The following is a 25,452-nucleotide window of genomic DNA, read 5'->3' as shown; positions in this document are numbered from 1 at the left end:
CACTCTTTGATAAAAAGTCTAGCCAGCGCAGACTATTCTAGTTTTTCCGGGGGTAAAGCCCAAGGAGCCTGAGTTGCTGAGTTTTCTAACCCTAACTTCCAAACACGGCCAAAGTGCTTATAATGCCCGGCTTCAGTGCCCGCTCTTGGTCCCATACCATGATATAGATCTAAGTGGTTTTGCTTAACCGCACCACCAGTATCTAGAACAATAAGTAAACGCAATTGATGCGCTCCACTCCAGCTGCCATCTGCGTTTAATAAAGGTACTTCAGCAAGAATTGGTGTTCCCATTGGGAAAACTGCAGGGTCACCTGCGACAGAAGCCATAGGTAATAATGGGATACCAGCAGTCCCTGTCACCGGTGCGTCCGCTCTTGGTTCAAAGAAGACAAAAGATGGATTTTGCTCCAACAGTTCACGTACTGTTTGGTCATCATTAGCTAACACCCAGTCTTTTATCGCTTTGAGTGACATTTTTTCACGAGAGACCAAGCCTCTTTCAATCAGCACCTTACCAATACTGACATAGGCTTTGTTGTTTTTACCACCGTAAGCAAAGTACTCCAATGTATCATCTTCAAAGTGGACAAAGCCGCTTCCTTGGACTTCCATCATAAATGGATCAATCATATTGGCTGAATAACCCAATTCAAGTCCCAGACCTTCTAAGGCACCATCATAAATCTGCGTTCGCGTTGGGCAATCAGCTTCACAGTCTGGCTTAGCGTAAACGGGATATCGATATGTCTCATTTGGCTCATGACGCAATTCCATTACTGGTGAGAAATACCCCGTAAATAAAACATTACCCTTTTTATCTCCTCCACCTAACTGGGCAGCTTGAACACCAAAATCAGCCAAGTGTGCAGTATCACCACTTTGTAAAACCCATTCATTTAATTTTTCGTACAACGGCAGATATAGGCTGGTCATTGATGGTGAGTTTTCAATCACTTGTTCTGATTGTTTAGCAAACTTTGTAAAATCCTTCGGTTTATTAGATTCGATAATAGTACTTTTATTAAGTATGGAGACAAATTCACCATCAAGATATTGCTGAGCACGATCCTTGGGCTGTGCGCAACCAAACAAAACACTGGCGGCAACAAGAGGAAGATATTTTTTAAGCACGAGAATGATTCCTTATTGAACTGCATGTAGGATGACAAACTCAAGCGATTAGCGCAATCAAGGATATTTCTACCAAAGCCATTTTTAATAATTTCTGACAATCTCACCTAAAAGATCATCATATATTTAGGAACAAAAACCTTGAAGATAATAGAATAAAAATGCATTATTAAAACATAGTAATTCACAAGCATAATAGTTATGAAAATTCGTAATACAGCGTTAGTCAAAGGATTTCGTCAATCTGCTCCTTATGTGAACGCACACCGCGGCAAAACCATGGTTGTTATGCTTGGTGGTGAAGTCGTAGCAGACGAAAATTTTTCAAATATCATCAATGATATTGCCCTACTCCATAGTTTAGGTGTCAATATTGTGGTCGTACATGGCGCAAGACCACAGATAAATCAGATGCTTGAACTGTCTAATCATAAGAGCCCCTACTACAAAGGGATTCGCGTAACAGATCAACAGACTTTGAATATTGTCATGCAGGCCGCCGGTCAGCTCCAGTTAGCTATTACGGCTCAACTGTCAATGAGCCTTAGCAACACGCCAATGGCTGGTACTCAACTCAATGTTGTCAGTGGTAATTTTGTTACTGCTCAACCACTGGGCATAGATGATGGCGTTGATTACTTTCATAGTGGCCGTATTCGGCGAATAGATACACAAGGCATCAATCGAGCCTTAGATCAGGGTTCTATCGTTCTTCTAGGGCCAATAGCAGGTTCCGTAACGGGAGAATCATTCAATCTACTTGCCGAAGAAGTTGCGACTCAAGTTGCCATCAAGCTTAGTGCAGATAAACTGATTTGTTTCTGCTCTGAACAAGGCGTTATAGACTGTGACGGAAGAGCTGTAGCTGAGCTGTTTCCGCGTGATGCCAAACAATTTCTTCTCAAACTAGAACAAGAAAATCAAGACTCCTCCGGTACAACGCGTTTTTTAAAAGCGGCAACAACAGCTTGTAACTCAGGGGTGCCTCGTAGCCACTTAATTAGTTACAAAGTTGATGGGGCGCTGATTCAAGAGCTCTTTTCTATCGATGGAATAGGCACTCAAATTTCTAAAGCAAGTACAGAACAAGTCCGACAAGCCCATATCGATGATATTGGTGGTATTTTGGATTTAATTCACCCTCTTGAACAACAAGGTGTACTAGTCAGACGCTCAAGAGAACAACTAGAACAGGAGATACACCAATTCACTATCATTGAAAAAGACGGATTAATTATTGGATGTGCAGCCCTCTATCCATATGCCGATGAAAAAATGGCGGAAATGGCCTGTGTTGCCATTCATCCTGAATACAGAGAAGGAAACCGTGGTGCTCTATTACTTAAACACATCAAGTTACAATCCAAGGCTCAGGGTATAAAACATATTTTTGTCCTTACTACCCGCAGTATTCATTGGTTCCGTGAACAGGGTTTTCAGGAAATGTCGGTCGAGTTTTTACCCTCACACAAACAAAATCTCTACAACTATCAGCGCAAATCGAAAATTTTAGCAATTGAGCTTTAAATTTTAATTTTTACAGGGATATAACGCACTGAAAAAGACGTCATTGTGAGAGACGTTTAACTAACCCACTAGCTCTTTGCGTACGAATTTTAATACCGCGAGCCATAACTCTATCATCAACAAATAAGCTCAAACGGTGCTTAGCTCGCGTCACTCCTGTGTAGATAAGCTCACGTGTCAAAAGCGGGGTATATTCAGGCGGCAATACCACCAAGGTATGCTCAAACTCACTTCCTTGAGACTTATGAATCGTCATCGCATAAGCTGTCTCATGATCTGGCACTCGACTTGGTAACACAGCTTTGATTGAACCATCGGGCAATTCAAAAAATACTTTTAGTCTTTCAACTCCCTCTGAGTTATCGAGCAAGCACAATCCAATATCACCATTATATAGCCCTAAAGCGTGGTCATTACGCACAACCATAACAGGACGACCATGGTACCAAAGCTCATCTTGCGCCTTAATCAATTTACGAACTTTTAACCCACGCTCTATACGCTGATTTAGCCCAACAATACCAAAATCGCCCTCACGAACAGCGCAAAGTAAGCGGCATTTAGAAAAAAGCTGTAGTGCCTCTTTTGCTGTGTCATGAATCATCTCTGATTTATCACAACCAACATTTTCACTAGACTGCTCGACACGCTTTAAGTAGTGGCTGTACTCATGAACCAAGGTTTGAATCATCTGACTGTAATGATGACTATCGACAGGAAATTTCGCGACATCATCAAAGTCCTTTTGCAAAACTAAGCCAACTTTTGTCATTGAACCTGAATTGATTGCCTTAGCAAATTGACCAATCCCTGAACGAGCATCAAAGCGGTAGCTTTTTTGTAACATACACAAGCTATCTGCAATTGTTACCGCTCTATTCGATGTATTGATAAGTGATTCAAATCCCGTCAATTGACTAATCATCTTGGCTTGTTCAGAACTGTATCCGAATTGATGAAATAAACAAATATCACCTAATACTGCACCGGCTTCTACAGATGCGAGCTGATCTTTATCACCCAGAAGTATTAAACGTGCATGCTGGGGTAAGGCATCCACCAGCTTATACATCATGGATAAATCAACCATGGATGCCTCATCGACAACCAAAATATCTAGATGAAGAGGATTTTGTTGATTATGTCGAAACTCGGCACTATTTGGCACAGAGCCTAACAAACGATGTAAAGTACTCGCGCCAGTAGGTATAAGGCTTTTCAAACTCGGTTCAATCGGCAGTTCAGCCACCGCTTTACCTATAGATTCGGTCAAACGTGCCGCCGCTTTACCTGTAGGGGCAACCAATTTAATAACCGGCATCTCATTTACTTGCTGAGCCTGAACATTTAATGCAGCAAGTAACTTAGTAACTGTGGTCGTTTTGCCCGTTCCGGGGCCACCAGAAATGACGGTAAAACGACGCGTCAAGGCAACCGCAGCCGCAACCTTTTGCCAATTAACACAAACAGACAAGGGCACCAAATCATCTAGGAATTTAAGCTGTTCTATTTTAGATACACTGAGAAGCTTTTGGTCTATGGTGAACCAATCAAGCAGCTCGCCGTTAACAACATCAAGATGATCGCAAACAAGCTGCTGTCTAATCACCTGCGTTGAGCTACCATCAGACTGAACTGAAACTAGTGAATCAAAGAGATAGCGATAATTTCTGGCAAATAAATGATTCAGTAACTGAGTTAGTTTTTTAACATTAGTAGGCTTTAGGATCATAGGTGACCCAAAGCTATTTAAACGCTTTGCTAACATCATCTCATAATGCCAATAACGGTGAAGATAAAGCCTTTCACCATCAAAAATCATAGGTAACGTCTCTTCCGGCTCTCCAACTAACGTGGCATTGTCCAATACTTGCAGCCAATCTATCTTTTGCAATACTTGATTGAGCTGATGAGCAAGGTCGCCATATATGCCCAGTTTAGTGACCAAATCGGACAGCTGACCATAGCTGTCTAACAAGGGTAGACAAATATGTCCTTTGCCCAATTCACAGCTTAGAATAGCGGCAATAAAAGCCACATTGTCGTCTTTGCCTTGCTGATGAATAAATCGGGAAAATTGATAATCAATTTGTCGTATTACTCCCTTTTCAACCAAAGGCTTAAGAGATAAAAACAGATTTTGCATAACTAGGACCCTATATTAACTCAATCTGCCCTGAGCTGGTTTGCTTTGGCTCTATGGGACGCCCCTCTATCAAACTATCTAAATCTTGTAAAAGCTCCAATGTCGGTCGAGCATAAAAGATTCCGTGTTCACTTTCCCCATCCATACCGCGCAAAAATAAATAATAAACACCACCAAAATGAGAGTGGTAATCATAGGTAGGCAAACGGGAACGTAAAAAACGATGTAATGCTAAAGCGTAGATTTGGTATTGCAGGTCATAGCGATGCTCAGCCATTGCGTCCTTTAGAGCATCTCCATGATAATCACTTAGGTTATTGCCAAGGAAATTGGATTTCCAATCGAGTATGAAATATTGGCCTTGATGCTCAAACACCAAATCAATAAACCCTTTTAGCATACCTTGTGCAGAATGAAACCCTAGATCGCCAGCTTTAGCAGATAAAGGATCATGACGTTGAATAACCCGGTTTAATGCAGGTGCGGTAAGTATTTCAATCGGTAGCAAAAACTCCATCTCAACAAGACGTTGAGATGCTTGCTTTTGATTCAGTTTGAGTTGTTTACCATCTAGAGGGGTATCTAAAACTGTATCGACTAAAATCTGTAATACAGGCAGCCAGGTAGAATCTAGCTGTTCACTCTCCATCAAATCAGCAATAATCTCTGTATTGGATTGACTTGTGGCCGGCTTAGTAAACTCTACTTCTTCAAACAAAGTGTGGAGGAAAGTACCAGGCCTCGCTCCTTTAGGAAAAGTGAAGATACTCTTTTCTGGCTCAAGTAATTCTTCACCTTGTTGATCATCAGAGGAATCAACATCTAAAATCAGTATATCGGTCAGAGCATCATCAAAATGATGACTAGAACCTTGCTTAACTAACCCTGAATAACTAGTGATACGCCAGTTGCGATCAATATCAGTTTGTAGCTCACTAGCACTTAATTGAACATTCTCTGGTGAGCATATCACAAGCTTTACATCATTACTTTCGGGCAATGACATCAGCTGTACACTGGGCAATTTATTAGCATGCTGCACAAGTGCTGTTGTCAATTCAGTGATGCCCCCTTGCTGGCCATTTTGGATCAAATACCCCATTGCGCTATGATGTACCCCTGTCGGCTCCTTAGTAGAACGACCATTTCTAATCGGTGCCATGCCAATAAAACATCCATAAATAGCTCGCGTAAGTGCAACATAGATTAGGCGCAAATCTTCCGCTAATCTTTCTTTGTCAGCCTGCTGTAGTGATATATCTTGTGCAGTAATATCGAGAATGGTTTGATCCAATCGACTATCGTAGTATTTTGCTTCGCTAGCTTGACGATAATTCAACACAAATGGCAAAAAAACCAGATCATATTCTAGCCCCTTCGATTTGTGGATAGTGACAATTTGCACTAAGTTTCGTTCTGACTCTAAGCGCTGAATCTGTTCTTCGCTACCACCAAACCCAGTATGCGCATCTGTTATTGATTGGGCTAACCAACGTAAAAGACCATGGTCGCTATCTAGTTCTAAACTCGCTTGTTGGAGTAGTTCCCCGATATGCATAAAATCCGTAAGCGAGCGTTCACCATTATCTTCTTCCAATAAACGTTCAGCAATGTGCCTTTTACTCATAACGCTACGTAACATGGGCAAAACACCACGCTGCATCCACAAACGTCGGTATTGTTTAAACTCATTGATGATATTTTCCCACTCAATTTCATCATTATTGAGCTTGTCTAATGAAGCTGCATTCAAGGCAAATATTTCAGAAGCGATACTCGCTCTAAGCGCTCGCTCATTTTCTGGTGTCAACACAGCTTGAAGCAAGCGTTGTATATCTTCTGCTATCACTGAGGTAAAAACATTATCACGGTTAGAAAGATAGACACTAGCAACGCCCTTAGTTGCCAAAGCTTGCTTGATAATATGGCCTTCACTGCCAGTTCGTACTAATACGGCAATGTCTCCAGCTTGGATGCTATGTCGAGATTTCCCATCATCAAACACCGCATTGTCTTGCTGCGCTGCCAATAAAATATCATGAACTTCTTGTGCACATGCATGTGCCATTGCATATTGATATTCACCTTTAGCGACGGGTTTATCCTCCGTCTCTTGTAGCCAGAAAGTCAAAGCGGGTTGAGGCTGGCCATGCCGAAGCCAGCGGCGTTTATTAGCGTCTGGACTAGCTTTTACTGGCAAAAAGGGAATGTCATCGTCATATATAAATGGATTTTTTGGTGTATCAAACAACTGATTAACCGCATAAACCATATCTTCACTCGATCGCCAATTAGTCCCTAGCGTAAAATGAGAAGAAACCTGATTACGAGCCTTGATGTAAGTAAAAATATCAGCACCACGAAATCCATAAATGGCCTGCTTAGGATCGCCTATCATAAATAAACCACACTGTGGTGAGTTAAGGTAGATACGGCTAAAAATACTGTATTGAAGTGGATCGGTATCTTGAAATTCATCGATCATCGCAACCGGATATAGCGAACGTATGCGCTCAGTAAGTTGGTCTGTAACGTCATCATCTATAGCAGCCGAAAGCTGGGTGAGTAGATCATCAAACGATAGCCATTGTTTCTGTTGCTTAGCTTTAGATAACATTTCTCGGCACTTTTCTATCGCGTGTGCCAGTATAGGAGCTTCTAAGCTAATAGGGTTTAGAATAAACTCATCGATTGCAGCAAATACCGGGTGGTTCGGTCCATCGCCTTTAGGTGTTTTCTCATCGAGCACACTCTGGGCGAACTTTTCCAACTTATCTGGGTAGTCATAGCCTGTCGTTTCTGTCGATGCCCAGAAATCAACAACTTCAAGCCAGTTAGGTAAAGACTTTTTGTTGTAGCTGCGCTTATTAACATCTGAGCCACTAATTAAGGCGAGATAATCCTGTTGGCTTGAGCGCCAAAGCGCTTTTAGCTGATCAATTTTGTTAAGATTTTCAGTGTGAAGTTCAGCTAAGCTTCCTTGCATCGCCGGCACTGAGGTTCGCAGCGGCGAACCAGTCAAATAAGGGCTTATTTTTCTTAGCAGCTCAGCAGGAGAGTGCCAAATACGGCGAACTTCGCCCGCTAAATTAAGTGGTAATGGATAAAAATTACGTCGCCAATAATCGGCCACTACTTGAGCTTTAAGGCGGCTTTCATCGGTAATAAATTCGTTATCAAAACGGCTACCAGATTCAAATGCATTTTGAGTGAGCATACGCTGGCAAAAACCATGAATCGTATAAACCGCCGCTTCATCCATCTGCCTTTCTGCCTGTAAAAGAATCTCGGCAGCTTGGTGATGATCATCAATCTGATGTAATAGTGGCTCAATAACGGGATCGGTACTGTTGCCACGAGAAAATGCAATTCTCGCATCGTGAATACGCGCTCGAATGCGATCTCGCAGCTCAGCAGTAGCGGCTTCGGTAAAGGTTACCACTAATATCTGATCTACTGTCAGTGGCTGCTGGTGCTTTGCCTTTGCACTGCCGTGGCCAAGTAATAATCTTAGGTATAATCCTGCAATGGTGAAGGTTTTACCAGTTCCTGCAGAGGCCTCGATTAAACGAGCGCCATGCAATGGGAAAGTCATGGTATTGAGCGATATAGCCATTGAAGCAGATGTCACAGTTTTCCAACCCTTCATTTATTCCAATAAAGACATGTAAATTAAACGATATTAAATAACAACAAATTCGCTCATAACATAACGAGGTTATTCACCACAATTATCTTGCGCTGCTAACCTTGGGGCTTGCATAACCAAAGTAGCTAAATCTCTTACTTGTAGTGCAAGTTCATCACTCCACTTTGGCCAAATTCTGGAAATATATGTATTGGAACCTTCGCCTAGCTTTTTTTTCCCATTAATTTGGTAACCATCGTTAAATATCTCAGCCATTTTCTTCAAAGATTTTTCTTCGTCTTCAGACCAACTTCCTCGACTGAATCCAGCTTCAACACACGCTAAAGCAGTTGATGGGAAATAAGCTAAAGGAGTCGTCATACCTTGATAATAGAGGCGAATCAACTCACCAAGATTAGACTTAGCACTACTCGCATCTATTATTGCAGGAAAAGTCAGGTGTACAATTCCTTCTTTACGATCGTACCCCACCATATGGGTGCACTGGTTATGCCCCATTGCATTCATTGCCAGATGATCAATCCAAGTCGATAAATAGTCTTGAGCCCTTATTCGCCCACTACGAAAACGTACTGAGCCTGAGCGGTAATTCTGAGTCAGCCATCCTATTAATTCAATCGGCTTGCCCTCACCCAAAGTATCAAAAGATAGTTTAACTTCTCGGTCTTGTGCTTCACAGCTGCAAAGCCAGATCAGTTTTTCAACTAACTCCTGTGTTTGAACACGATTCGTTTCAAACTCAATATCACCAAAAGCCCCAACAGGTAACTTCCCCTGAGCCCGCTGCTGAGCAATAAATTCTTCAATAATGACTTGCTGCTCTGCACTGCCTTTGAGCTGAGCTTCAAGCAACACTTCAAGTAAATTATCTCGCATTTGATAGCTTTCCAGCCCATTTAATACAAAAGGCTCATCATCTTCAATGACAGGTAACGGCGGTTCAAACACCACTTTTAAACGACGGTTAAAAAAGTATTGAACCGGCATTCGCCAAAAGCGCTGTAGTTCCACTAAATCCAGCTCCTGGGGGAAAACAGCATCAAGCAAGTAATCACTTAACTGACAGTTGAACTGCCCACCAACTAGACCTTGGCGGTTAGCAGCAGGTAACCATTCTTTGGCATAGCTAGTATTGTGCGCAGAAAAAGCACTAGGGCTAAAGGGAACCATAGGATGTAAACAACGAATTGCTGCCAGTAAACGCTTTCCAGATTGATCAACACTTAGCATTTCATCGTCTTTCAAACAGTAGTTTTGCTGACAATATTCCATCAATTCAGAAACCAAGACTGAAGGCACTCGCTCAGTGTTATCTTGAATCGAGCGGCCAATATAACTGATATAGAGCTTATGCTGAGCAGATAATAAAGCTTCTAGAAAAAGATAACGATCATCATCACGACGTGAACGATCACCGGGCCTAGCTCTACCATTCATAAGGTCAAAACCTTCTGCTGGTACACTACGCGGATAGACGCCATCATTCATACCCAGCAGGCATACAGTGCGAAACGGAATCGAACGCATCGGCATTAATGTACAAAAATTAACCTGACCGGCAAGAAAACGCTGGCTCACTCGTGTTGTAGAAAGTTTACTTTTAAGGTATTGAGAGACAATATTGGGCGTCAATTCTTGTTGATATGCTGCCTCTTTAATTTGCTCATTCAATCCAGATAATGTATCGCGAATTGATTTAAGTACCGCTTCACCTTCTAAATCAACCTTAAAAAAGTCATCTAAAGCCAAGGTCAATATTTCACGCCAGTTTTCAATTGGCTGAGTTAAAGCCAACTTGGTGCGATAGTCACTAACCGTTTCAATAAAGTGGGCTAATTTTCCTGCCAAGTCAGCACCTATTCCTTGAACCTGATTATACGGTGAAAGTAGACCATTCTCTGTTTCTAGTAGTCCGGCTGAATCAGGCATTGCATAGCCAAGCAACATACGCTGGATACCAAATTGCCATGTGTTCTGTCTCGTTTCAGGTAAATCAAATTCTTCTCCGCTATGAAGGCTAAGACCCCATCGAATACCAGACTCCTCAACCCAAAGCTTTGCTTGAAAAAACTCTTCTTCACTCAATCCAAACCGAGATAAGATAGAAGGTGTTTCCAATAGTTCGAGCAACTCTGAAGCAAGACAGCGGGTATTGGGTAAGTTCACAATCTGCATAAACGAATGCAAAATAGGGCTTTCCTGATCAGCGGTTCGATCCGAAATAGAATAAGGAATGAAACGCTCGCCAGGTGCATTACCAAATACCGCTTGAATGGCGGGGCTATAGGCATTGATATCCGCCACCATAACAATGATATCACGTGGTTTTAGACTCGATTCTAGATCAAACATCGCCAATAACTGATCATGTAGAACCTCAACTTCCCGCATCGCGCTATGGCAAACATGCAGACTAATAGAAAGATCTTGAGGTTCAATTGCATATTTATGCAGGCTTGAATCAATAATTTTATCATTCTGCTGCTCTTCGAGATTAAGAATATCGGCCTGCAAATGATGTAATAAAGAGTCTCTATCGATAGCAACAAAAGCTTCAATTTCATGTGAGTCTATTTGTGACAGCAAAAACATATTATCTCTGCCTAGCTTTCCCATGGAAGCAAGTAAACTATTTCCAACAGCATGGGTATGCAACCCATCATCCAAATTCTGTTCAATATCCCCTTTCAACTGACACGATTCACCTTCTCGTTCAGAATGATCGTCTTTCCACACCAAATGCTGGCGATGCCGAGCAGCAAGACGCGCAAGGTATTTACGATCTCGCACCTCACCCCAATAATAGCGACAAGGATTAGTAAACATTAAATGAACATCAATATGTTCACCAATAGCTTTGAGCGCATCAATATAACGTGGGGGCAAAGACGTGATACCAAAGACAAAAAGGCGTTTAGGCCATTGTTCACAACGATCAGAATCATTGGCTAGCCTATCAATAAAATTTTGGTAAAGATTAGCTCTATGGTAAGGGGATTGAGCAAGGTAAAGCGTATGATCGTATAGTGCTCGCCACAACATAGGCTGCCAGTTATGCTCACCTTGTATTTCAGTTACTTCTTGATCTGTTTCCCAACGGGCAATCCATTCAGGTCGATAAACGAGGTAACCATCAAATATGTCGGCGATTTTTTCAGCTAGTTGATATAACTTGCTCTGATCTTGATCATTTTGCAGATAATGCTTTAACGCAGAAAATTCCTCTTTTTCCAACAAACTTGGTAGAATTTGCATCAATTTCCAAGTCATCGCATCTTTGTTAAACGCACTTCGCTGCGGCACATCAGCAAGAACTTGTGTAAACATATTCCAAATAAACGTCGCAGGTAGCGGAAAGGTAATATTTGCTGCCACACCAAATTCTTTGGCTAACTCGATTTTGAGCCACTGGGACATACCTGGGCTCTGGACCAAAATCTGTTCCTGATCAAAAGGATTATCTAAAGGGTTAAGCCGAATCAACTCGACCAGTAAGGATTTTAAAACGTCGACTTGGTTGGAATGGTAGACAGTAAACAAAATACACTCACACTATCATTGCCGCTATTGCGTCCAGACTAGCATAAATGTATTCGTTTCTTGAGTATTAAGCTTCGATCAATGCTTCAAAAAGCTAAGAATTACGCACTATCACTTTATGGGGTTGATAGAAGTTAAAATATCTTAATGCTACATAAGAAATAACCGCAGTAGCGATAATTAATTCAACCTCAGCCAGAGTATGCACCTGCTGTATATATTGGCTATCCACCCCTGATACTTGCATCCAGCTCGCAAGTTTAAATAAAGCGGTGGCACCAATGGCCATTGGAAAAGTAAAAGCAGCATAACCTGGGCTAAATGGTAATCTTAATAATCTAAAGAAAGCGAGATAAATAATAGCTGTCATTAAAACACCGATACCAAACAATAATCCGACAATCACAGGGGATGGTTGAGCGACGACAGTCAAGTATCCGGCTAGAGATAGGCTGGCAGGTGCTGCCATAATTGCTAGTGTAGGCTTCGCTGCATCTGGCACTTCATGAGTGAACATAAAACGGTAAATCATCATAGGTAACATGACAGCATAAACCAGCATACCAAAGATTAGAGTACCACTAGCAATAACCAATAAATCTGGGTTACCTGAGAAAGAAACATCGGCAACGATAATACCCACCGGAGGAACAAACCAGCTAGGGACCATATGATGCAATTCAAACTCTTTTGCTCTGTGGTACACAAAACTGACGAGGAAAACAATGTGTAAGCCTACAGCTGCAAGCCAGATCATATCACCAAACATGGGGTAAAAATGACCAAGAGAATTGGACACCACCATAGTAGCCATAGCAAAAGTAGGCACCACACTTCCAACGACAGGGTGAGCGAGATCTTGACGAAGTAAATGACCGTGGAAAAGAAATTTCACCGCTAGAATTACCAATAATATACTCGCAATAGCGGATCCAAATAGTTGACCAAAACCATGCAAAGGAGCAAAGTTCTCCCAGCACCATCCTAAACTGGCAATCCCTAAGGCTAATCCCGCCATTGGTGTAGGGGCTCCCATCACTTTTGCTTTTGTTGCTTTAATCATCATCGCCTCACAATCTTTCTCTGTTCCTCAACGATAATAATACGCTTGATATTTGTTCGGATATATCTAATTATTTAAAACAAACGTTCAGAATAGTTTAACAAAAAATTATGGCCGCTAACATTTCTCTCAAACAGCTGAAAGTATTTATCTCAATAACTCAGCACGATACCCTAACAGCTGCATCTGATGCATTATTTTTGTCAAAGGCCGCCGTGAGTATGGCTCTATCAGAGCTAGAAAAACAGATTGGATACTCTCTGTTTGATCGAGTCAACAATCGATTAATCCTTAACCAAGAAGGACAAAAATTATTACCTTTAGCTGACGAGTTATTACTTCGAGCCCAAGATATCAGACAACTCTTCGACGGTGATAAAACATTAACTGGCCAATTGAGAATAGGAGCAAGTGATACGGTTGGTAATCAAATTGCACCCTATTTATTGCGTGATTTTCGCCAACACACCGGGCATAAATCTCAAAGTTTATTTATTTCCAATTCCACATTGATTTGTGAAAAACTGGTTGACTATGAGCTCGATCTTGCTCTGATCGAAGGAAAAACACTTCATCCTCAACTTATTTCTAACCCATTTAGCGAAGATGAAATGTGTGTCATTTGTGCCCCTAGCTCTAGCCTAGTAAATAAAGAACAAATCTCTTTAGGTGATCTAGAACAAAGCGAGTGGGTACTACGTGAACCAGGCTCTGGCTCACGAGAGTTTTTTCTTCGAGCTATAGCACCTAGACTTGAACAATGGCAGGAAGGCTTTCAACTTAACACGACGGAAGCACTAATAAATAGTGTCTCTGCGGGGCTGGGCCTGAGCTGTTTATCTCGACTTTCTGCAGGACCTGCCATACACGATGGTCGAGTCGTTGAATTAAAACTACCTCTTGATATGAAAAGGCGTTTTTGGTTGTTGGTACATAAAGAAAAATATCAGAGTCCCCTACTACAATCTTTCATTAATTTTTGTCATTTATGGCAAAAAAATGCCTAGGTTTACTCGATATCACCATAACGATTCTGGACTTAACACCACAAAAACTGTATAAACAGACAGTAAATAATCCAATTAATTTTTTGAGCTAGAGGACCAACCATGGCTGTAATCGTCAAGTACGTGGTAGAACGTAACGGAGAAGAAAAAATGACTTTTACCTCTAAAGTGGAAGCTGATGCCTATGACAAAATGCTCGATATGGCTGATGAACTGTTTGAGCTATTGGGTAAAAGTGAACTACTAGAAGATGAAGCTAAACAAGAAGATTTAGCTATGTTCTTGGCACAAAATAAGGAAGAGCTACTATTCGCTCTAGGAGCAAAGCGCAAACCAGTTGCAAAGAAAAAAGCAGTCGAACCAATTGAAGAGGTAAAAGAGACGCCAACTCAGGACGACGCAGCTTAAGTTTCGCCAAACTCCAGGTAAACCAAGGCGTGCTGAACTTATAATATAAGTATTTGCATTAAGATTTAACACGTCTTTTCGTTTTTTCTTTTGAGGAAAAGGCCACCACCTACCTTTACCCTAATAAATTTATTTTACTTGGGATAACATAGCTCCTTTCTCTTGTACTCAAATTAATCGCCATGAATTATGTTGTAGAAGTTTGCATTGATAACCTTGAATCACTCCACCAAGCAATAGAAGGTGGTGCCACACGAATTGAACTATGTTCCTCACTTACCTTAGGAGGTTTAACACCCAGCTTTGGTATGATGAAGCAAGCTGCTCAATTATCAAACATACCTATTTTTGCCATGATACGCCCCCGCCAAGGAGACTTTCTGTATGACAATGATGACATTGAGAGTATGTTAATGGATATCGAGATAGCAGCACATGCAGGGCTCAATGGTGTCGTTCTAGGCGTACTCAACTCAAAGGGCCAAATCGATATGCCGCATGCTCGCCGCCTGGTTAACAAAGCAAAACAGCACACATTGGAAGTTACCTTTCACCGAGCAATCGACCAATGTGTCGATTTTCGGCAATCTATCGAAGAAATTGCAGAACTTGGTTGCGAAAGGGTACTAACGTCAGGTTTGAGCGTTAATGCTGAGCAAGGCATAGATACTTTAAGAGAAATGGTAAAACTGGCTAATGGAAGGTTTAATATTATCGCAGGTTCAGGTCTAAATGCAGATAATGTCAGCACAATCGTCGATAAAGCACAGATAACAGAAGTCCACCTATCTGGAAAATCTACTCGCACAAGTAAAATGCAACGTTTCTCAAACCAAGCAAAAATGGGTACCCAAGACTTGGATGACTTTATCATCCCTGTCACCAACCCAATAGCAATTCAAAAAGTTGTAAAAGCTCTCAATTCTTAGTATCCAAGCTCTTCTAACAACACTCAAAGTGATAGCCTGTGTAAAAAAGGGGACGTCATGGGTAAAAGTAAACTGAATAATAACTTCTATGAAAATGAACTCTCTAGACTACAAATAGAATTGGTAAAACTTCAAGAATGGGTGAAACAAGAAGGTTTGAAAGTCGTTGTTATTTTTGAAGGCCGCGACGCAGCAGGTAAAGGAGGGGTAATAAAGCGTATTACCGAAAAACTTAATCCTCGGATATGCAGAATCGCCGCCTTACCAACTCCAACAGAAAAAGAAAAAACTCAGTGGTACTTCCAACGTTATGTAGCGCATTTACCTTCAGGGGGAGAAATCGTATTGTTTGACCGGAGTTGGTACAATCGAGCTGGTGTCGAACGCGTTATGAATTTTTGTACCGAAGAGCAATATAGCGAATTTCTGCGATCTTGCCCTGAATTTGAGTATATGTTGCAGCGTTCTGGAATCATCTTGATAAAATATTGGTTTTCTGTTTCTGATGAAGAGCAAGAAAAGCGTTTTCTTGAAAGGATTAATACTCCAATTAAGCGATGGAAATTTAGCCCAATGGATCTAAAATCTCGTCAGCTGTGGGAGGAGTATTCACAAGCCAAAGATAAGATGTTTAACCACACAGATACTGAGAACTGCCCTTGGTGGGTAGTCCCATCTGACAATAAAAAACAAGCTAGGCTAAACTGCATTAATCATCTACTTGAGCAGATAGATTACCAAGACATACATTATCAAGAGATCAAATTGCCTGAACTAAACAAACAAGGTTATGAACGCCCCCCTATCGAGGCACAATCTTTTGTCCCAGAAAAATACTAGCAACACTTAAATAGCGAGGGATATCACTTATCGTAGCGCATCATCAATACTTTGATCACCTAAATGACGTACATCTTTACCCCTAACAAAATAAATGATGTATTCACAGATATTTTGACAACGATCGCCCACTCGTTCAATCGCTCGAGCAGACCACATCACTTGCAGTATATGGGGAATATTTTTAGGGTCCTCCATCATATAGGTCATCAACTGACGAATCACGGCTTCATACTCAGCATCAATTTTATCATCCAGCTTATGAACTTCAGCAGCCGACTCTACATCCATACGTGCAAAGGCATCCAACACTTGGTGTAACATTCCAATCGCCTGACGACAGAGTGGTTCGAGTGATACTTGAAACTGACACTCTTTCGAAGAAGGGCTTTCAATCGCAACATAGGCCATACGAGTAGCCACATCACCTATGCGTTCAAGATCAGTAATGGTTTTTATGATAGCCAAAATCAAACGCAAATCTTTAGCCGTTGGTTGTCGCTTGGCGATAATCCGAGTACATGCTTCGTCAATTGAGACTTCCATAGCGTTAACTTTATGATCATCACGCACCACCTTACGTGCTAATTCTATGTCTTCTTTATGTAACGCTTGCATTGCAAACGACAGTTGCTGCTCCACCAATCCACCCATAGTGAGAACATGAGTACGGATCGATTCTAACTCGACATTGAATTGACCTGATATGTGACGTCCAAAGTTCATAACAACATACTCACTCAAATATTAGCCATAACGACCGGTAATATAATCTTCCGTTTGCTTTTGACAAGGCGAAGTAAAAATTGAATCTGTATCTGAGTACTCGATAAGCTTACCCATATGGATAAAGGCAGTATGATCACTCACTCTTGCAGCCTGCTGCATGTTATGAGTAACAATCACAACTGTATATTTTGTTTTGAGATCATTGATCAGCTCTTCAATTGTTAACGTCGATATAGGATCCAATGCAGATGTGGGCTCATCAAGAAGTAATACTTCCGGTTCAATTGCAATCGCTCTCGCAATCACCAAACGTTGTTGCTGGCCACCAGATAAACCAAAGGCATTTTCATGTAAACGGTCTTTCACCTCATCCCAGAGTGCTGCGGCACGAAGAGAGCTTTCAACTGCATCATCTAAAGTGCGGCTATTACTAACACCTTGCAAACGTATGCCATAAACAACATTTTCATAAATAGATTTAGGAAAAGGGTTGGGGCGTTGAAACACCATTCCGACTCGCCGACGTAAGGTAGCAACATCTACTTTAGGATGATAAATATTGTTACTATACAGCTTCACTTTACCTTCAACACGGCAGCCTTCAACTAGATCATTCATTCGATTGATACAGCGTAGTAACGTTGATTTACCACACCCTGAAGGGCCAATAAATGCGGTAACCTGCCCTTTAGGAATTTGCATTGAAATATCCATAAGAGCCTGAGTGTTATGATAAAACAGATTCAATTTTTCAATGGTAATAGCAGTCTGCTCTTCGGTGAGATTATTCACATCTAGCGGAATCTGATAGCCCAATGCCTGATCAACTGAAAACATCTCTAATCTTGCCCCAAAGTTCGGTATTTCTCACGAAGGTTATTTCGAATACTAATCGCGGTTAAATTTAATCCAACGATCACACATACCAACAAGAACGACGTCGCATAAACCAAAGGCCTCGCACTTTCAATATTAGTCGTTTGGAAGCCAACATCATAGATCTGAAAGCCTAGATGCATGAACTTTCTATCTAAGTGTAAAAATGGAAATTGGCTATCAAGAGGCAAACTCGACGCTAATTTAACTACCCCGACCAACATCAAAGGCGCGACTTCACCGGCAGCGCGTGCGACCGCTAAAATCAGCCCTGTAATAATGGCCGGACTCGCCATAGGAAGAACAATTCGCCACATAGTTTCAAACTGAGTTGCGCCCAAGGCAAGAGAGCCATGGCGAACTGAGTTGGGAATCCTAGTAAGACCTTCTTCTGTAGCAACAATAACTACTGGAAGTGTCAGAACAGCTAGAGTCAATGCTGACCATAATAAACCTGGAGTGCCAAACGTAGGAGCAGGCAACTGCTCAGAATAAAACAAATCATCAACAGAGCCGCCAACAGTATAAACAAAAAAAACCAAGCCAAATACCCCATATACAATTGACGGTACCCCAGCAAGATTGATAACAGCAACACGAATCAAACGAGTCAGGGTATTACTTTGCGCATATTCATGTAGATAAATAGCCGCCACAACTCCAAGAGGCATCACGATAATAGACATGATTAAAACCAATAGCACAGTGCCAAATATTGCAGGAAATACACCGCCTTCAGAGTTGGACTCTCTTGGCTCACTCGTGACAAACTTCCCTACTTGTTTTAGCCAATGATAGGTCTTATCCCACGCAGACATCTGATTTGGATACCACACATCTAGAATCTCATTAAGTGTGATTCTGTAAGTATCACCTCTCATATCTTCAACGACTATGCCTTGCCTTGCTAACACTAACCGAAGTGAATCCAGTTTTGCTTCCATGTCAGTCAGTTGCTGACGAAATATACGCGATTGATTAACGTAACGTTTGAGAAAATCAGAATCAAGCCGCCCGTTTATTTCACGCTTCTTTTTTTCAAGATTGAGTCGATTGGATTGAGCGCTTATTACTCGAATTTGTTTTTCAACTAGACGATCTATTTTTATCCGTTGAGCGCTAGCAAAAATCAGGGCTTGGCTGATTTTTTCTTCTAAGTCGGTATCGGTCTGTTTCCCTTGAGCAAAGTAACCTTTCGGCTGACCATAAAAGTCACCACCTTGAGTGCGTTCAATGACAGCCCACCCCTTGGGTTCAGCTGGTTCAAGTAAATCTTGAGCTAAGATGGAAATAAAATCAGCTGGATAAATATCACGATTGGCAATTTTAATATCCAATCGTTCGACGACCCCTTTAGTTTCAATTTCAGAAGATAAAGCCACTTCCATTTGTTGTAGGTGGCGAATCGATACCGCTTCCTGCGCATAAAGCTGGCCAACAATGACTTCACCTTTCTGATTAGTCCACTGATAAAGCGGTGAAGGCCAAAAATAGGATAAACCTTTCCAGCCGATGAGCAGTAGCAAGCCAAGTACAGATAATAAACTGATACTGACCGCCCCACCTGTTAGCCAGATCCATGGAGAACCTGATTTAAACCACTTATATCCCATCAAATGCCCCTAATAGAAGCCATTCATAGTGCACGGTATTTCTCTCTCAATCTTTGACGAACCCACTCAGCTAATGAATTAACAACGAAGGTAAAAACTAACAAAATCAAAGCTGCTAGAAAAAGAATTCTAAAGTGCGAACTACCGACATCAGACTCAGGCATTTCAACCGCGATAGTGGCCGATAAGGTGCGCATACCTTCAAGAATATTCCAATCCATGATCGGAGTATTTCCAGTCGCCATCAGAACTATCATTGTTTCCCCAACTGCTCTTCCCAGTCCCATCATAACTGCAGAAAATATTCCTGGGCTGGCTGTTAGCAACACGACGTGAACCAGTGTTTGCCATGGCGTCGCACCTAATGCCAAAGAGCCATCAGACAAATGCTTGGGTACAGAGAAAATGGCATCTTCCGCGATAGTGAAAATAGTCGGAATGACAGCAAAACCCATAGCAAAACCAACCACCAGCGCATTACGCTGATCAAAACCAATACCTTGCTCTGACAGGTAAACACGCACATCACCACTAAATAACCACCACTCGATATTATCACTCTGCCCCCAAATGAAAGCGGTAAGAACAAGCATTAGCGGCATAAGGATAAGCACGTGTAGACCATTAGGAATCCCTCCGATCCAACCACGAGGAAGACAGTTCCAGATCCCTCCAATAATGATGGTCGAAGCTGGTAGCAAGATTATGAGTGAAACAACCGAGGCTAAATGATTTTCTACAATGGGGGCGAACCATAATCCAGCAATAAAACCAATAATGACTGTAGGTAAAGCTTCCATTAATTCAATAGAAGGCTTGACGATTCGACGCATATTAGGAGTCATGAAATATGCGGTATAAATAGCGCCTAATACAGCAATCGGTACAGCAAACATCATTGCAAATGCTGCGGCTTTGAGTGTACCAAAAGCAATAGGCACTAAACTAAATTTCGCTTCAAATTCATCAGATGCAGACGATGTTTGCCAGACATACTCTGGCTCTGGATAACTTTCATACCAGACTTTTTGCCAAAGAGACGACCAAGAGACTTCAGGATACGGGTTATCAACATGAGCAACTTTTAACTTAGTGCCAGAAAGAGCCACTAAATAGTTTTCATTATTGGACATGGCCACAAGTTGAGGCGCTTTGTCGTATATTCGTTGAAAGATGGCTAATTTTTCACTGGTCGTATAGTGACTTTGTACTGTGCCATTGGTGTAAAAGCTATAAAACCCTTTGCGATATGTATCTGGCAATAAGAACTCTAGTTGAGGAGCCAATTGAAAGTTTCGAATATGATTCAAGGTTCTATAGCCATCACTTAATACATCAAACCACTGCGAAACCATACCATCTTGATGCATGACTATTAAAGAATGTCCGCCAGATAATAGACTAACACCTGTGACCATATGCTGTTCGTTACCAAAATTGAGACTAACAACTTCTCTAACTTTAAAGTCTTTTGCTCTTTTTTTAGCAATAATCAACTCTGAACCAGTGCGTAAATATAGTGTATTACCATCAGGCGTCACGATTATCTGGTCTAGGTCACGAAAAGGTTGTGAAAACTCAAATGACTGCACATTTTGGTCAATGTCTTGCCAACGTAGACGCACTCGATGATCATCATAATAACCAGCCAAGGTGGTATTAGGGTTTACTGCGTAAGCGAAAGAAATTAAGCGGGCGTTTGAATCATTTTTAAGATCAAAAGGTAGGGACATGCGGTTAACTTGTGGTGAAAATACGCGTTTCTCACCTTTAACAGCATTAAACATACTGGGCTTATATAGTAAAACCTCTCCTGCTGGGCTTGCCATACCTAGCCAGCCATGTGCTGAGCGACTCGAATAATTTAAGCTATAACCCTTTGCTAGTTCAACCCTCAACTCTGGGGCTATAGAGTTATGCCGTAAGGACCAAAAATCAACATAACCCAATGTTGACACTACATAGGCATTTTCACCATAATCATCAATACCGATTAGCGTCGGTTTTTCTGTATTTATTCCCTTTATCGATACATTTGGCGTCAACTTCGCATCAGAAAAAAGCGGAAGCACTGAGATAATGAGATAAATGAATATAAGTACAAGGGCTGCTAATACAGCTACTCCGCCCGTCGATACTAACCACCGAGCTAAACGATCTTTAATTAGTCGCTTGCGATCACGTTCTCGCAATGAAAATTCGGCTTTGGCCATTTCACTCACTTACCTACAACTACCCACATGTATAATATTTCGATTGGGTGACAATTATATTACATAGCGGATTAAACAACTAAAAACAATGTATTAACTCAATTAAGGTTGTTTCCATAACGCCTAAGATTGCACTCCCTGTGAGTATGACTCCATTACTCAACTTCGTCAGTCAGGTTAATAGGAAAAATAATGAGCACAGAAAAGCTGTATATTGAAAAGGAACTCAGTTGGCTTTCTTTCAATGAACGTGTTTTACAAGAAGCCGGAGACAAAAAAGTACCTTTAATCGAACGCATACGATTTCTCGGTATCTTTTCCAATAACTTAGACGAGTTTTACAAAGTGCGCTTTGCCGATGTTAAGAGGCGTATTTTAATCAACCAAGAGCGAGGGGGCAATGATAATTCCAAGCACTTGCTGACCAAGATGCAAAGTAAGGCTCTAAAACTAAATGATCGATTTACTGAATTGTATTCAGAGCTTATTCGAGAAATGGCACGGCGACAAATTTTCCTTGTTAAAGAGACGCAACTCAACGAGTCGCAACAAAAATGGGTACGAGATTATTTTCGTACACAGGTACAACCCCATATTACACCGCTTCTATTAAGAGACGATATCGATGTCCTCGAATTTCTAAAAGATGAATACACTTACCTCACAGTCGATCTAAAAAAAGCCGACCTTAGTCAATACGCACTGATCGAAATCCCCACAGGTCACTTACCACGATTTGTTATGATCCCCGAGCATAAAGCTCGTGGCCGCAAAACCATTATCCTATTGGACAACATCATCAGATACTGTCTCGACGAGTTATTTAATGGCTTCTTCGACTATGACGAACTAAAAGGCTATGCGATGAAAATGACTCGAGATGCTGAATATGATTTAAGCCATGAGGTTGAACATAGTTTGCTAGAGCAGATGTCGGAGGGGGTAAGCCAGCGTCTAACCGCCATGCCAGTACGCTTTATCTATGAAATAGGTATGCCGCAAGCAATGCTCGAATTCTTGTGTGATAAACTCAGAATATCCAATTACGATAGTCTAATTTCAGGTGGTAGGTACCATAACTTTAAAGACTTTATGGATTTTCCTAACGTAGGTAGAGATTACCTAGAAAACAAGCCATTACCCGCTCTACAATGTTCTGATTTTGATGGATATGCAAACAAATTTGATGCCATTAAGCATCAAGATATCTTGCTTTACTACCCTTACCACACATTTGAGCACATTACTGAACTCGTACGCCAAGCTTCCTTCGATCCAAAAGTATTAAGTATAAAAATCAATGTCTACCGCGTGGCTAAGGATTCTCGCCTGATGAATTCACTTATCGACGCGGTTCATAATGGCAAACAAGTCACCGTTGTGGTCGAGTTACAGGCCCGTTTTGACGAAGAGGCCAATATTGAGTGGTCTAAAGTTCTAACCGAAGCAGGAGTTCAAGTCATTTTTGGCACACCCGGTTTAAAGATTCACTCTAAATTGCTTCTAATCAGTCGTAGAGAAAACAGTCTCATTGTTCGCTATGCTCATATAGGAACAGGCAACTTCCACGAAAAAACAGCTCGCATATACACAGACTTTTCACTGCTGACCGCCGATCCTGAAATTACCTATGAAGTGCAAAATGTATTTGCTTACATCGAAAATCCTTACCGCCCTGTTAAATTTGAACATTTGATTGTCTCGCCTCGAAACTCACGAATAAAACTTTATCAAAACATTGATGAAGAAATCGCCAACGCAAAATCTGGGAGAAGAGCTGCCATTACACTAAAAGTTAACAACTTAGTTGACAAGCCACTCATTAATAAACTGTATGAGGCGAGTAATGCTGGTGTCAAAATTAAAATGGTTATTCGAGGAATGTGCTCTCTCGTCCCTGGTATAAAAGGAGTAAGTGAAAATATTCGTATTATTAGTATCGTAGACCGTTTTCTAGAACATCCTAGAGTGCTCATTTTTCACAATAATGGTTCACCAAAAGTCTACATTTCTTCTGCTGATTGGATGACTCGAAATATAGATTATCGAATTGAAGTTGCCACACCTGTTCGTGATCCAAGACTAAAACGGCGAATCATTGATATCATCAATATCCACTTTACCGATACTGTAAAAGCACGCTTAATAGACAAAGAAATGAGTAATAAATATGTACCACGTGGCAATCGTAAGAAAATTCGCTCACAGATCGCTATATACGACTATCTTAAAGAAGTAGAAAAACAGATTAAAAAACGCAAAGAGCGACCTAATATCCATGACGAAGTCTTCGCCAATTCGTGACATTGCCGCTATCGATCTCGGCTCTAATAGCTTCCATATGGTGGTTGCTCGTGTTGTTGATCAAGGTTTACAACTAATTAGTCGCCATAGACAAAGAGTGAGACTGGGTGCAGGTTTAAAAGGACAAAAATACCTTGATGACGACTCTATCGAGAGAGGAATGGACTGTCTGGCGATGTTCGCTGAACGTTTGCAGGGTTTTGAAGAAGATAGTGTTCGTATCGCAGCGACGCACACATTACGTCAAGCAAGTAATGCGCATATTTTCCTACTTCGTGCCAGGGAAATTCTGCCATTTCCCATTGAGATCATTCCTGGCGTCGAAGAAGCTAGGTTAATTTACCTTGGTGTGGCACACACTCAACCAGAATCAGATTCAAAACTTGTGGTAGATATCGGCGGCGGAAGCACAGAAATAATCATAGGACGAGGGTTTGAACCAAAATTAGTGAACAGTAAACAGATGGGTTGCGTCAGCTACACGCAGCAATATTTCACTAAGGGTAAACTCTCACCAAAAAACTTCGCTAGAGCTATCCTCGCCGCTGAGCAAAAAATGGAGTCCATTGCCTATCACTATAAGAAAAAAAGCTGGGACATTGCTTTTGGCTCTTCAGGCACCATTAAAGCTATCCGAGAAGTTTTGATTGGAATGGGCTTTGAAGATGGATTGATTACCTCCAAACGACTCGACAAATTGATCCATACTCTTTGCCAATGGAATAACATAGATAAGATTTCTCTTACCGGATTAACCTCTGAGCGCCAATCTGTTTTTCCAGCTGGTGTAGCCATCTTAACCGCGATCTTGGCCAGTCTTAGAGTTGATGAAATGCACGTTTCTGAAGGCGCTCTGCGAGAAGGCCTTCTATTTCAAATGGAAGATAGCTTCCAACGCTCTGATATCCGTATGAGGACCACGGAAAACCTCGCCAGTAAGCACGTGGTAGATTTAGAACATGCCGATAAAATAAAAAAGCAAGCCTCTGATTTTTTACAACAAATACATAAAAACCTCGGAATTAAAAAGCACTCGGAGCTCTTCGACTTACTTGAGTGGGGAGCATTACTTCATGAAGTCGGTTTGAGTATCAGCCTGCAAGGGTTTCATCGTCATTCATCCTACATCCTTCGCCATACATACATGCCAGGCTTTAATCGTGAACAACAAACAGTGTTAGCTACACTAGTACGCTTTCAACGTAAAGCTCTCAAGTTGTACGAGATGGAAGAGCTAACACTTTTTAAAAAGAAGCACGTTATCAGTTTGATCCGCATATTACGCCTTTCCATCTTACTTCACGGCCAACGCAACCATGATCCGCTCCCCTCATTAAAACTCTCTATCGATGGCCCTCAATGGAACCTCATTTCAGAAGACAAAGCTTGGTTAGATACCAACAAACTCTTACACGCTGATCTCACCACAGAGCAGAAATATTGGCGTAAAGCTAACTGGGATCTGCATTTTTAAA

At 41.4% G+C, this 25,452-nt stretch carries 16 protein-coding genes; 7 read left to right on the top strand and 9 right to left on the bottom strand.

Features of this window, described 5'->3' with window-relative positions:
- Positions 1-32: 32 nt before the first annotated feature.
- Entirely contained in the window at positions 33-1,133 is a 1,101-nt protein-coding gene (gene mltA / locus OCV27_RS03185) for a murein transglycosylase A (protein ID WP_125320030.1), read from the bottom strand.
- 201 nt (positions 1,134-1,334) lie between these two features.
- On the opposite strand from mltA, the gene argA reads away from it, so the two are divergent.
- Positions 1,335-2,660 carry an amino-acid N-acetyltransferase gene (gene argA / locus OCV27_RS03180; protein WP_125320031.1) on the top strand — a complete coding sequence of 442 codons (1,326 nt, stop codon included), beginning with the start codon at positions 1,335-1,337 and terminating at the stop codon, positions 2,658-2,660.
- Between the two features lie 40 nt (positions 2,661-2,700).
- Here argA and recD read toward each other — a convergent pair whose 3' ends face one another.
- From recD to OCV27_RS03160, 4 genes are all read right to left on the bottom strand, one after another.
- The gene (gene recD, locus OCV27_RS03175) at positions 2,701-4,806 is read right to left on the bottom strand and encodes an exodeoxyribonuclease V subunit alpha (RefSeq protein WP_125320032.1); all 2,106 of its coding nucleotides are present in this window, start codon (positions 4,804-4,806) and stop codon (positions 2,701-2,703) included.
- Between the two features lie 10 nt (positions 4,807-4,816).
- The gene (recB, locus tag OCV27_RS03170) at positions 4,817-8,422 is read right to left on the bottom strand and encodes an exodeoxyribonuclease V subunit beta (protein ID WP_185759735.1); all 3,606 of its coding nucleotides are present in this window, start codon (positions 8,420-8,422) and stop codon (positions 4,817-4,819) included.
- 102 nt (positions 8,423-8,524) lie between these two features.
- Entirely contained in the window at positions 8,525-11,995 is a 3,471-nt protein-coding gene (gene recC, locus OCV27_RS03165; RefSeq protein ID WP_125320034.1) for an exodeoxyribonuclease V subunit gamma, read from the bottom strand.
- Positions 11,996-12,089: 94 nt separating this feature from the next.
- A complete protein-coding gene (locus tag OCV27_RS03160; protein ID WP_125320062.1) occupies positions 12,090-13,058 on the bottom strand; it encodes a TDT family transporter in 969 nt (322 codons plus the stop codon).
- Between the two features lie 110 nt (positions 13,059-13,168).
- On the opposite strand from OCV27_RS03160, the gene OCV27_RS03155 reads away from it, so the two are divergent.
- The 4 genes from OCV27_RS03155 (at position 13,169) to ppk2 (ending at position 16,242) form a co-directional block, all read left to right on the top strand.
- Complete coding sequence (locus tag OCV27_RS03155) at positions 13,169-14,065, top strand: LysR family transcriptional regulator (protein WP_125320035.1); 897 nt, start codon at positions 13,169-13,171, stop codon at positions 14,063-14,065.
- Between the two features lie 102 nt (positions 14,066-14,167).
- Positions 14,168-14,473, top strand: coding sequence for a YebG family protein (locus OCV27_RS03150; RefSeq protein ID WP_125320036.1), 306 nt, complete (start codon positions 14,168-14,170; stop codon positions 14,471-14,473).
- 182 nt (positions 14,474-14,655) lie between these two features.
- On the top strand, positions 14,656-15,402 hold the full coding sequence (locus tag OCV27_RS03145; RefSeq protein WP_125320037.1) for a copper homeostasis protein CutC: 747 nt from the start codon (positions 14,656-14,658) through the stop codon (positions 15,400-15,402).
- A 57-nt stretch (positions 15,403-15,459) separates the two neighbouring features.
- Positions 15,460-16,242: a polyphosphate kinase 2 gene (gene ppk2, locus OCV27_RS03140; RefSeq protein WP_125320038.1), complete on the top strand. Its 783-nt coding sequence runs from the start codon at positions 15,460-15,462 to the stop codon at positions 16,240-16,242.
- Positions 16,243-16,269: 27 nt separating this feature from the next.
- On the opposite strand, the gene phoU is transcribed toward ppk2, so the two are convergent.
- Genes phoU through OCV27_RS03120 form a run of 4 tightly spaced genes read right to left on the bottom strand, consistent with a single transcriptional unit; the run spans position 16,270 to position 21,673 of the window.
- On the bottom strand, positions 16,270-16,968 hold the full coding sequence (gene phoU / locus OCV27_RS03135; protein WP_125320039.1) for a phosphate signaling complex protein PhoU: 699 nt from the start codon (positions 16,966-16,968) through the stop codon (positions 16,270-16,272).
- Positions 16,969-16,989: 21 nt separating this feature from the next.
- On the bottom strand, positions 16,990-17,808 hold the full coding sequence (gene pstB / locus OCV27_RS03130) for a phosphate ABC transporter ATP-binding protein PstB (protein WP_125320040.1): 819 nt from the start codon (positions 17,806-17,808) through the stop codon (positions 16,990-16,992).
- A gap of 2 nt (positions 17,809-17,810) precedes the next feature.
- Positions 17,811-19,460, bottom strand: a complete 1,650-nt coding sequence (pstA, locus tag OCV27_RS03125) for a phosphate ABC transporter permease PstA (RefSeq protein WP_125320041.1) — start codon at positions 19,458-19,460, stop codon at positions 17,811-17,813.
- Positions 19,461-19,483: 23 nt separating this feature from the next.
- Complete coding sequence (locus tag OCV27_RS03120; RefSeq protein ID WP_125320042.1) at positions 19,484-21,673, bottom strand: ABC transporter permease subunit; 2,190 nt, start codon at positions 21,671-21,673, stop codon at positions 19,484-19,486.
- Positions 21,674-21,865: 192 nt separating this feature from the next.
- Here OCV27_RS03120 and ppk1 point away from each other — a divergent pair, with 192 nt between their 5' ends.
- Positions 21,866-23,977, top strand: coding sequence for a polyphosphate kinase 1 (gene ppk1, locus OCV27_RS03115; RefSeq protein ID WP_125320043.1), 2,112 nt, complete (start codon positions 21,866-21,868; stop codon positions 23,975-23,977).
- Positions 23,952-25,451: an exopolyphosphatase gene (gene ppx / locus OCV27_RS03110; RefSeq protein ID WP_125320044.1), complete on the top strand. Its 1,500-nt coding sequence runs from the start codon at positions 23,952-23,954 to the stop codon at positions 25,449-25,451. Before ppk1 ends, ppx begins: the two co-directional genes overlap by 26 nt.
- Position 25,452: the final 1 nt, after the last annotated feature.

Source organism: Vibrio pectenicida (genome assembly GCA_024347015.1).
Taxonomy (GTDB): Bacteria; Pseudomonadota; Gammaproteobacteria; order Enterobacterales; family Vibrionaceae; genus Vibrio; species Vibrio pectenicida.
Note: the sequence above shows the minus strand (reverse complement) of the source record. Positions and strands in the feature narration are given on the sequence as shown.

What these genes read in the sequence shown, in the direction of transcription:
- argA (WP_125320031.1), top strand. Translation starts at nt 1,335, where the DNA reads ATGAAAATTCGTAATACAGCGTTAGTCAAAGGATTTCGTCAATCTGCT.
- recD (WP_125320032.1), bottom strand. Translation starts at nt 4,806, where the DNA reads ATGCAAAATCTGTTTTTATCTCTTAAGCCTTTGGTTGAAAAGGGAGTA.
- recB (WP_185759735.1), bottom strand. Translation starts at nt 8,422, where the DNA reads ATGGCTATATCGCTCAATACCATGACTTTCCCATTGCATGGCGCTCGT.
- OCV27_RS03160 (WP_125320062.1), bottom strand. Translation starts at nt 13,058, where the DNA reads ATGATTAAAGCAACAAAAGCAAAAGTGATGGGAGCCCCTACACCAATG.
- OCV27_RS03155 (WP_125320035.1), top strand. Translation starts at nt 13,169, where the DNA reads ATGGCCGCTAACATTTCTCTCAAACAGCTGAAAGTATTTATCTCAATA.
- OCV27_RS03150 (WP_125320036.1), top strand. Translation starts at nt 14,168, where the DNA reads ATGGCTGTAATCGTCAAGTACGTGGTAGAACGTAACGGAGAAGAAAAA.
- OCV27_RS03145 (WP_125320037.1), top strand. Translation starts at nt 14,656, where the DNA reads ATGAATTATGTTGTAGAAGTTTGCATTGATAACCTTGAATCACTCCAC.
- ppk2 (WP_125320038.1), top strand. Translation starts at nt 15,460, where the DNA reads ATGGGTAAAAGTAAACTGAATAATAACTTCTATGAAAATGAACTCTCT.
- phoU (WP_125320039.1), bottom strand. Translation starts at nt 16,968, where the DNA reads ATGAACTTTGGACGTCACATATCAGGTCAATTCAATGTCGAGTTAGAA.
- pstB (WP_125320040.1), bottom strand. Translation starts at nt 17,808, where the DNA reads ATGTTTTCAGTTGATCAGGCATTGGGCTATCAGATTCCGCTAGATGTG.
- pstA (WP_125320041.1), bottom strand. Translation starts at nt 19,460, where the DNA reads ATGGGATATAAGTGGTTTAAATCAGGTTCTCCATGGATCTGGCTAACA.
- OCV27_RS03120 (WP_125320042.1), bottom strand. Translation starts at nt 21,673, where the DNA reads ATGGCCAAAGCCGAATTTTCATTGCGAGAACGTGATCGCAAGCGACTA.
- ppk1 (WP_125320043.1), top strand. Translation starts at nt 21,866, where the DNA reads ATGAGCACAGAAAAGCTGTATATTGAAAAGGAACTCAGTTGGCTTTCT.
- ppx (WP_125320044.1), top strand. Translation starts at nt 23,952, where the DNA reads ATGACGAAGTCTTCGCCAATTCGTGACATTGCCGCTATCGATCTCGGC.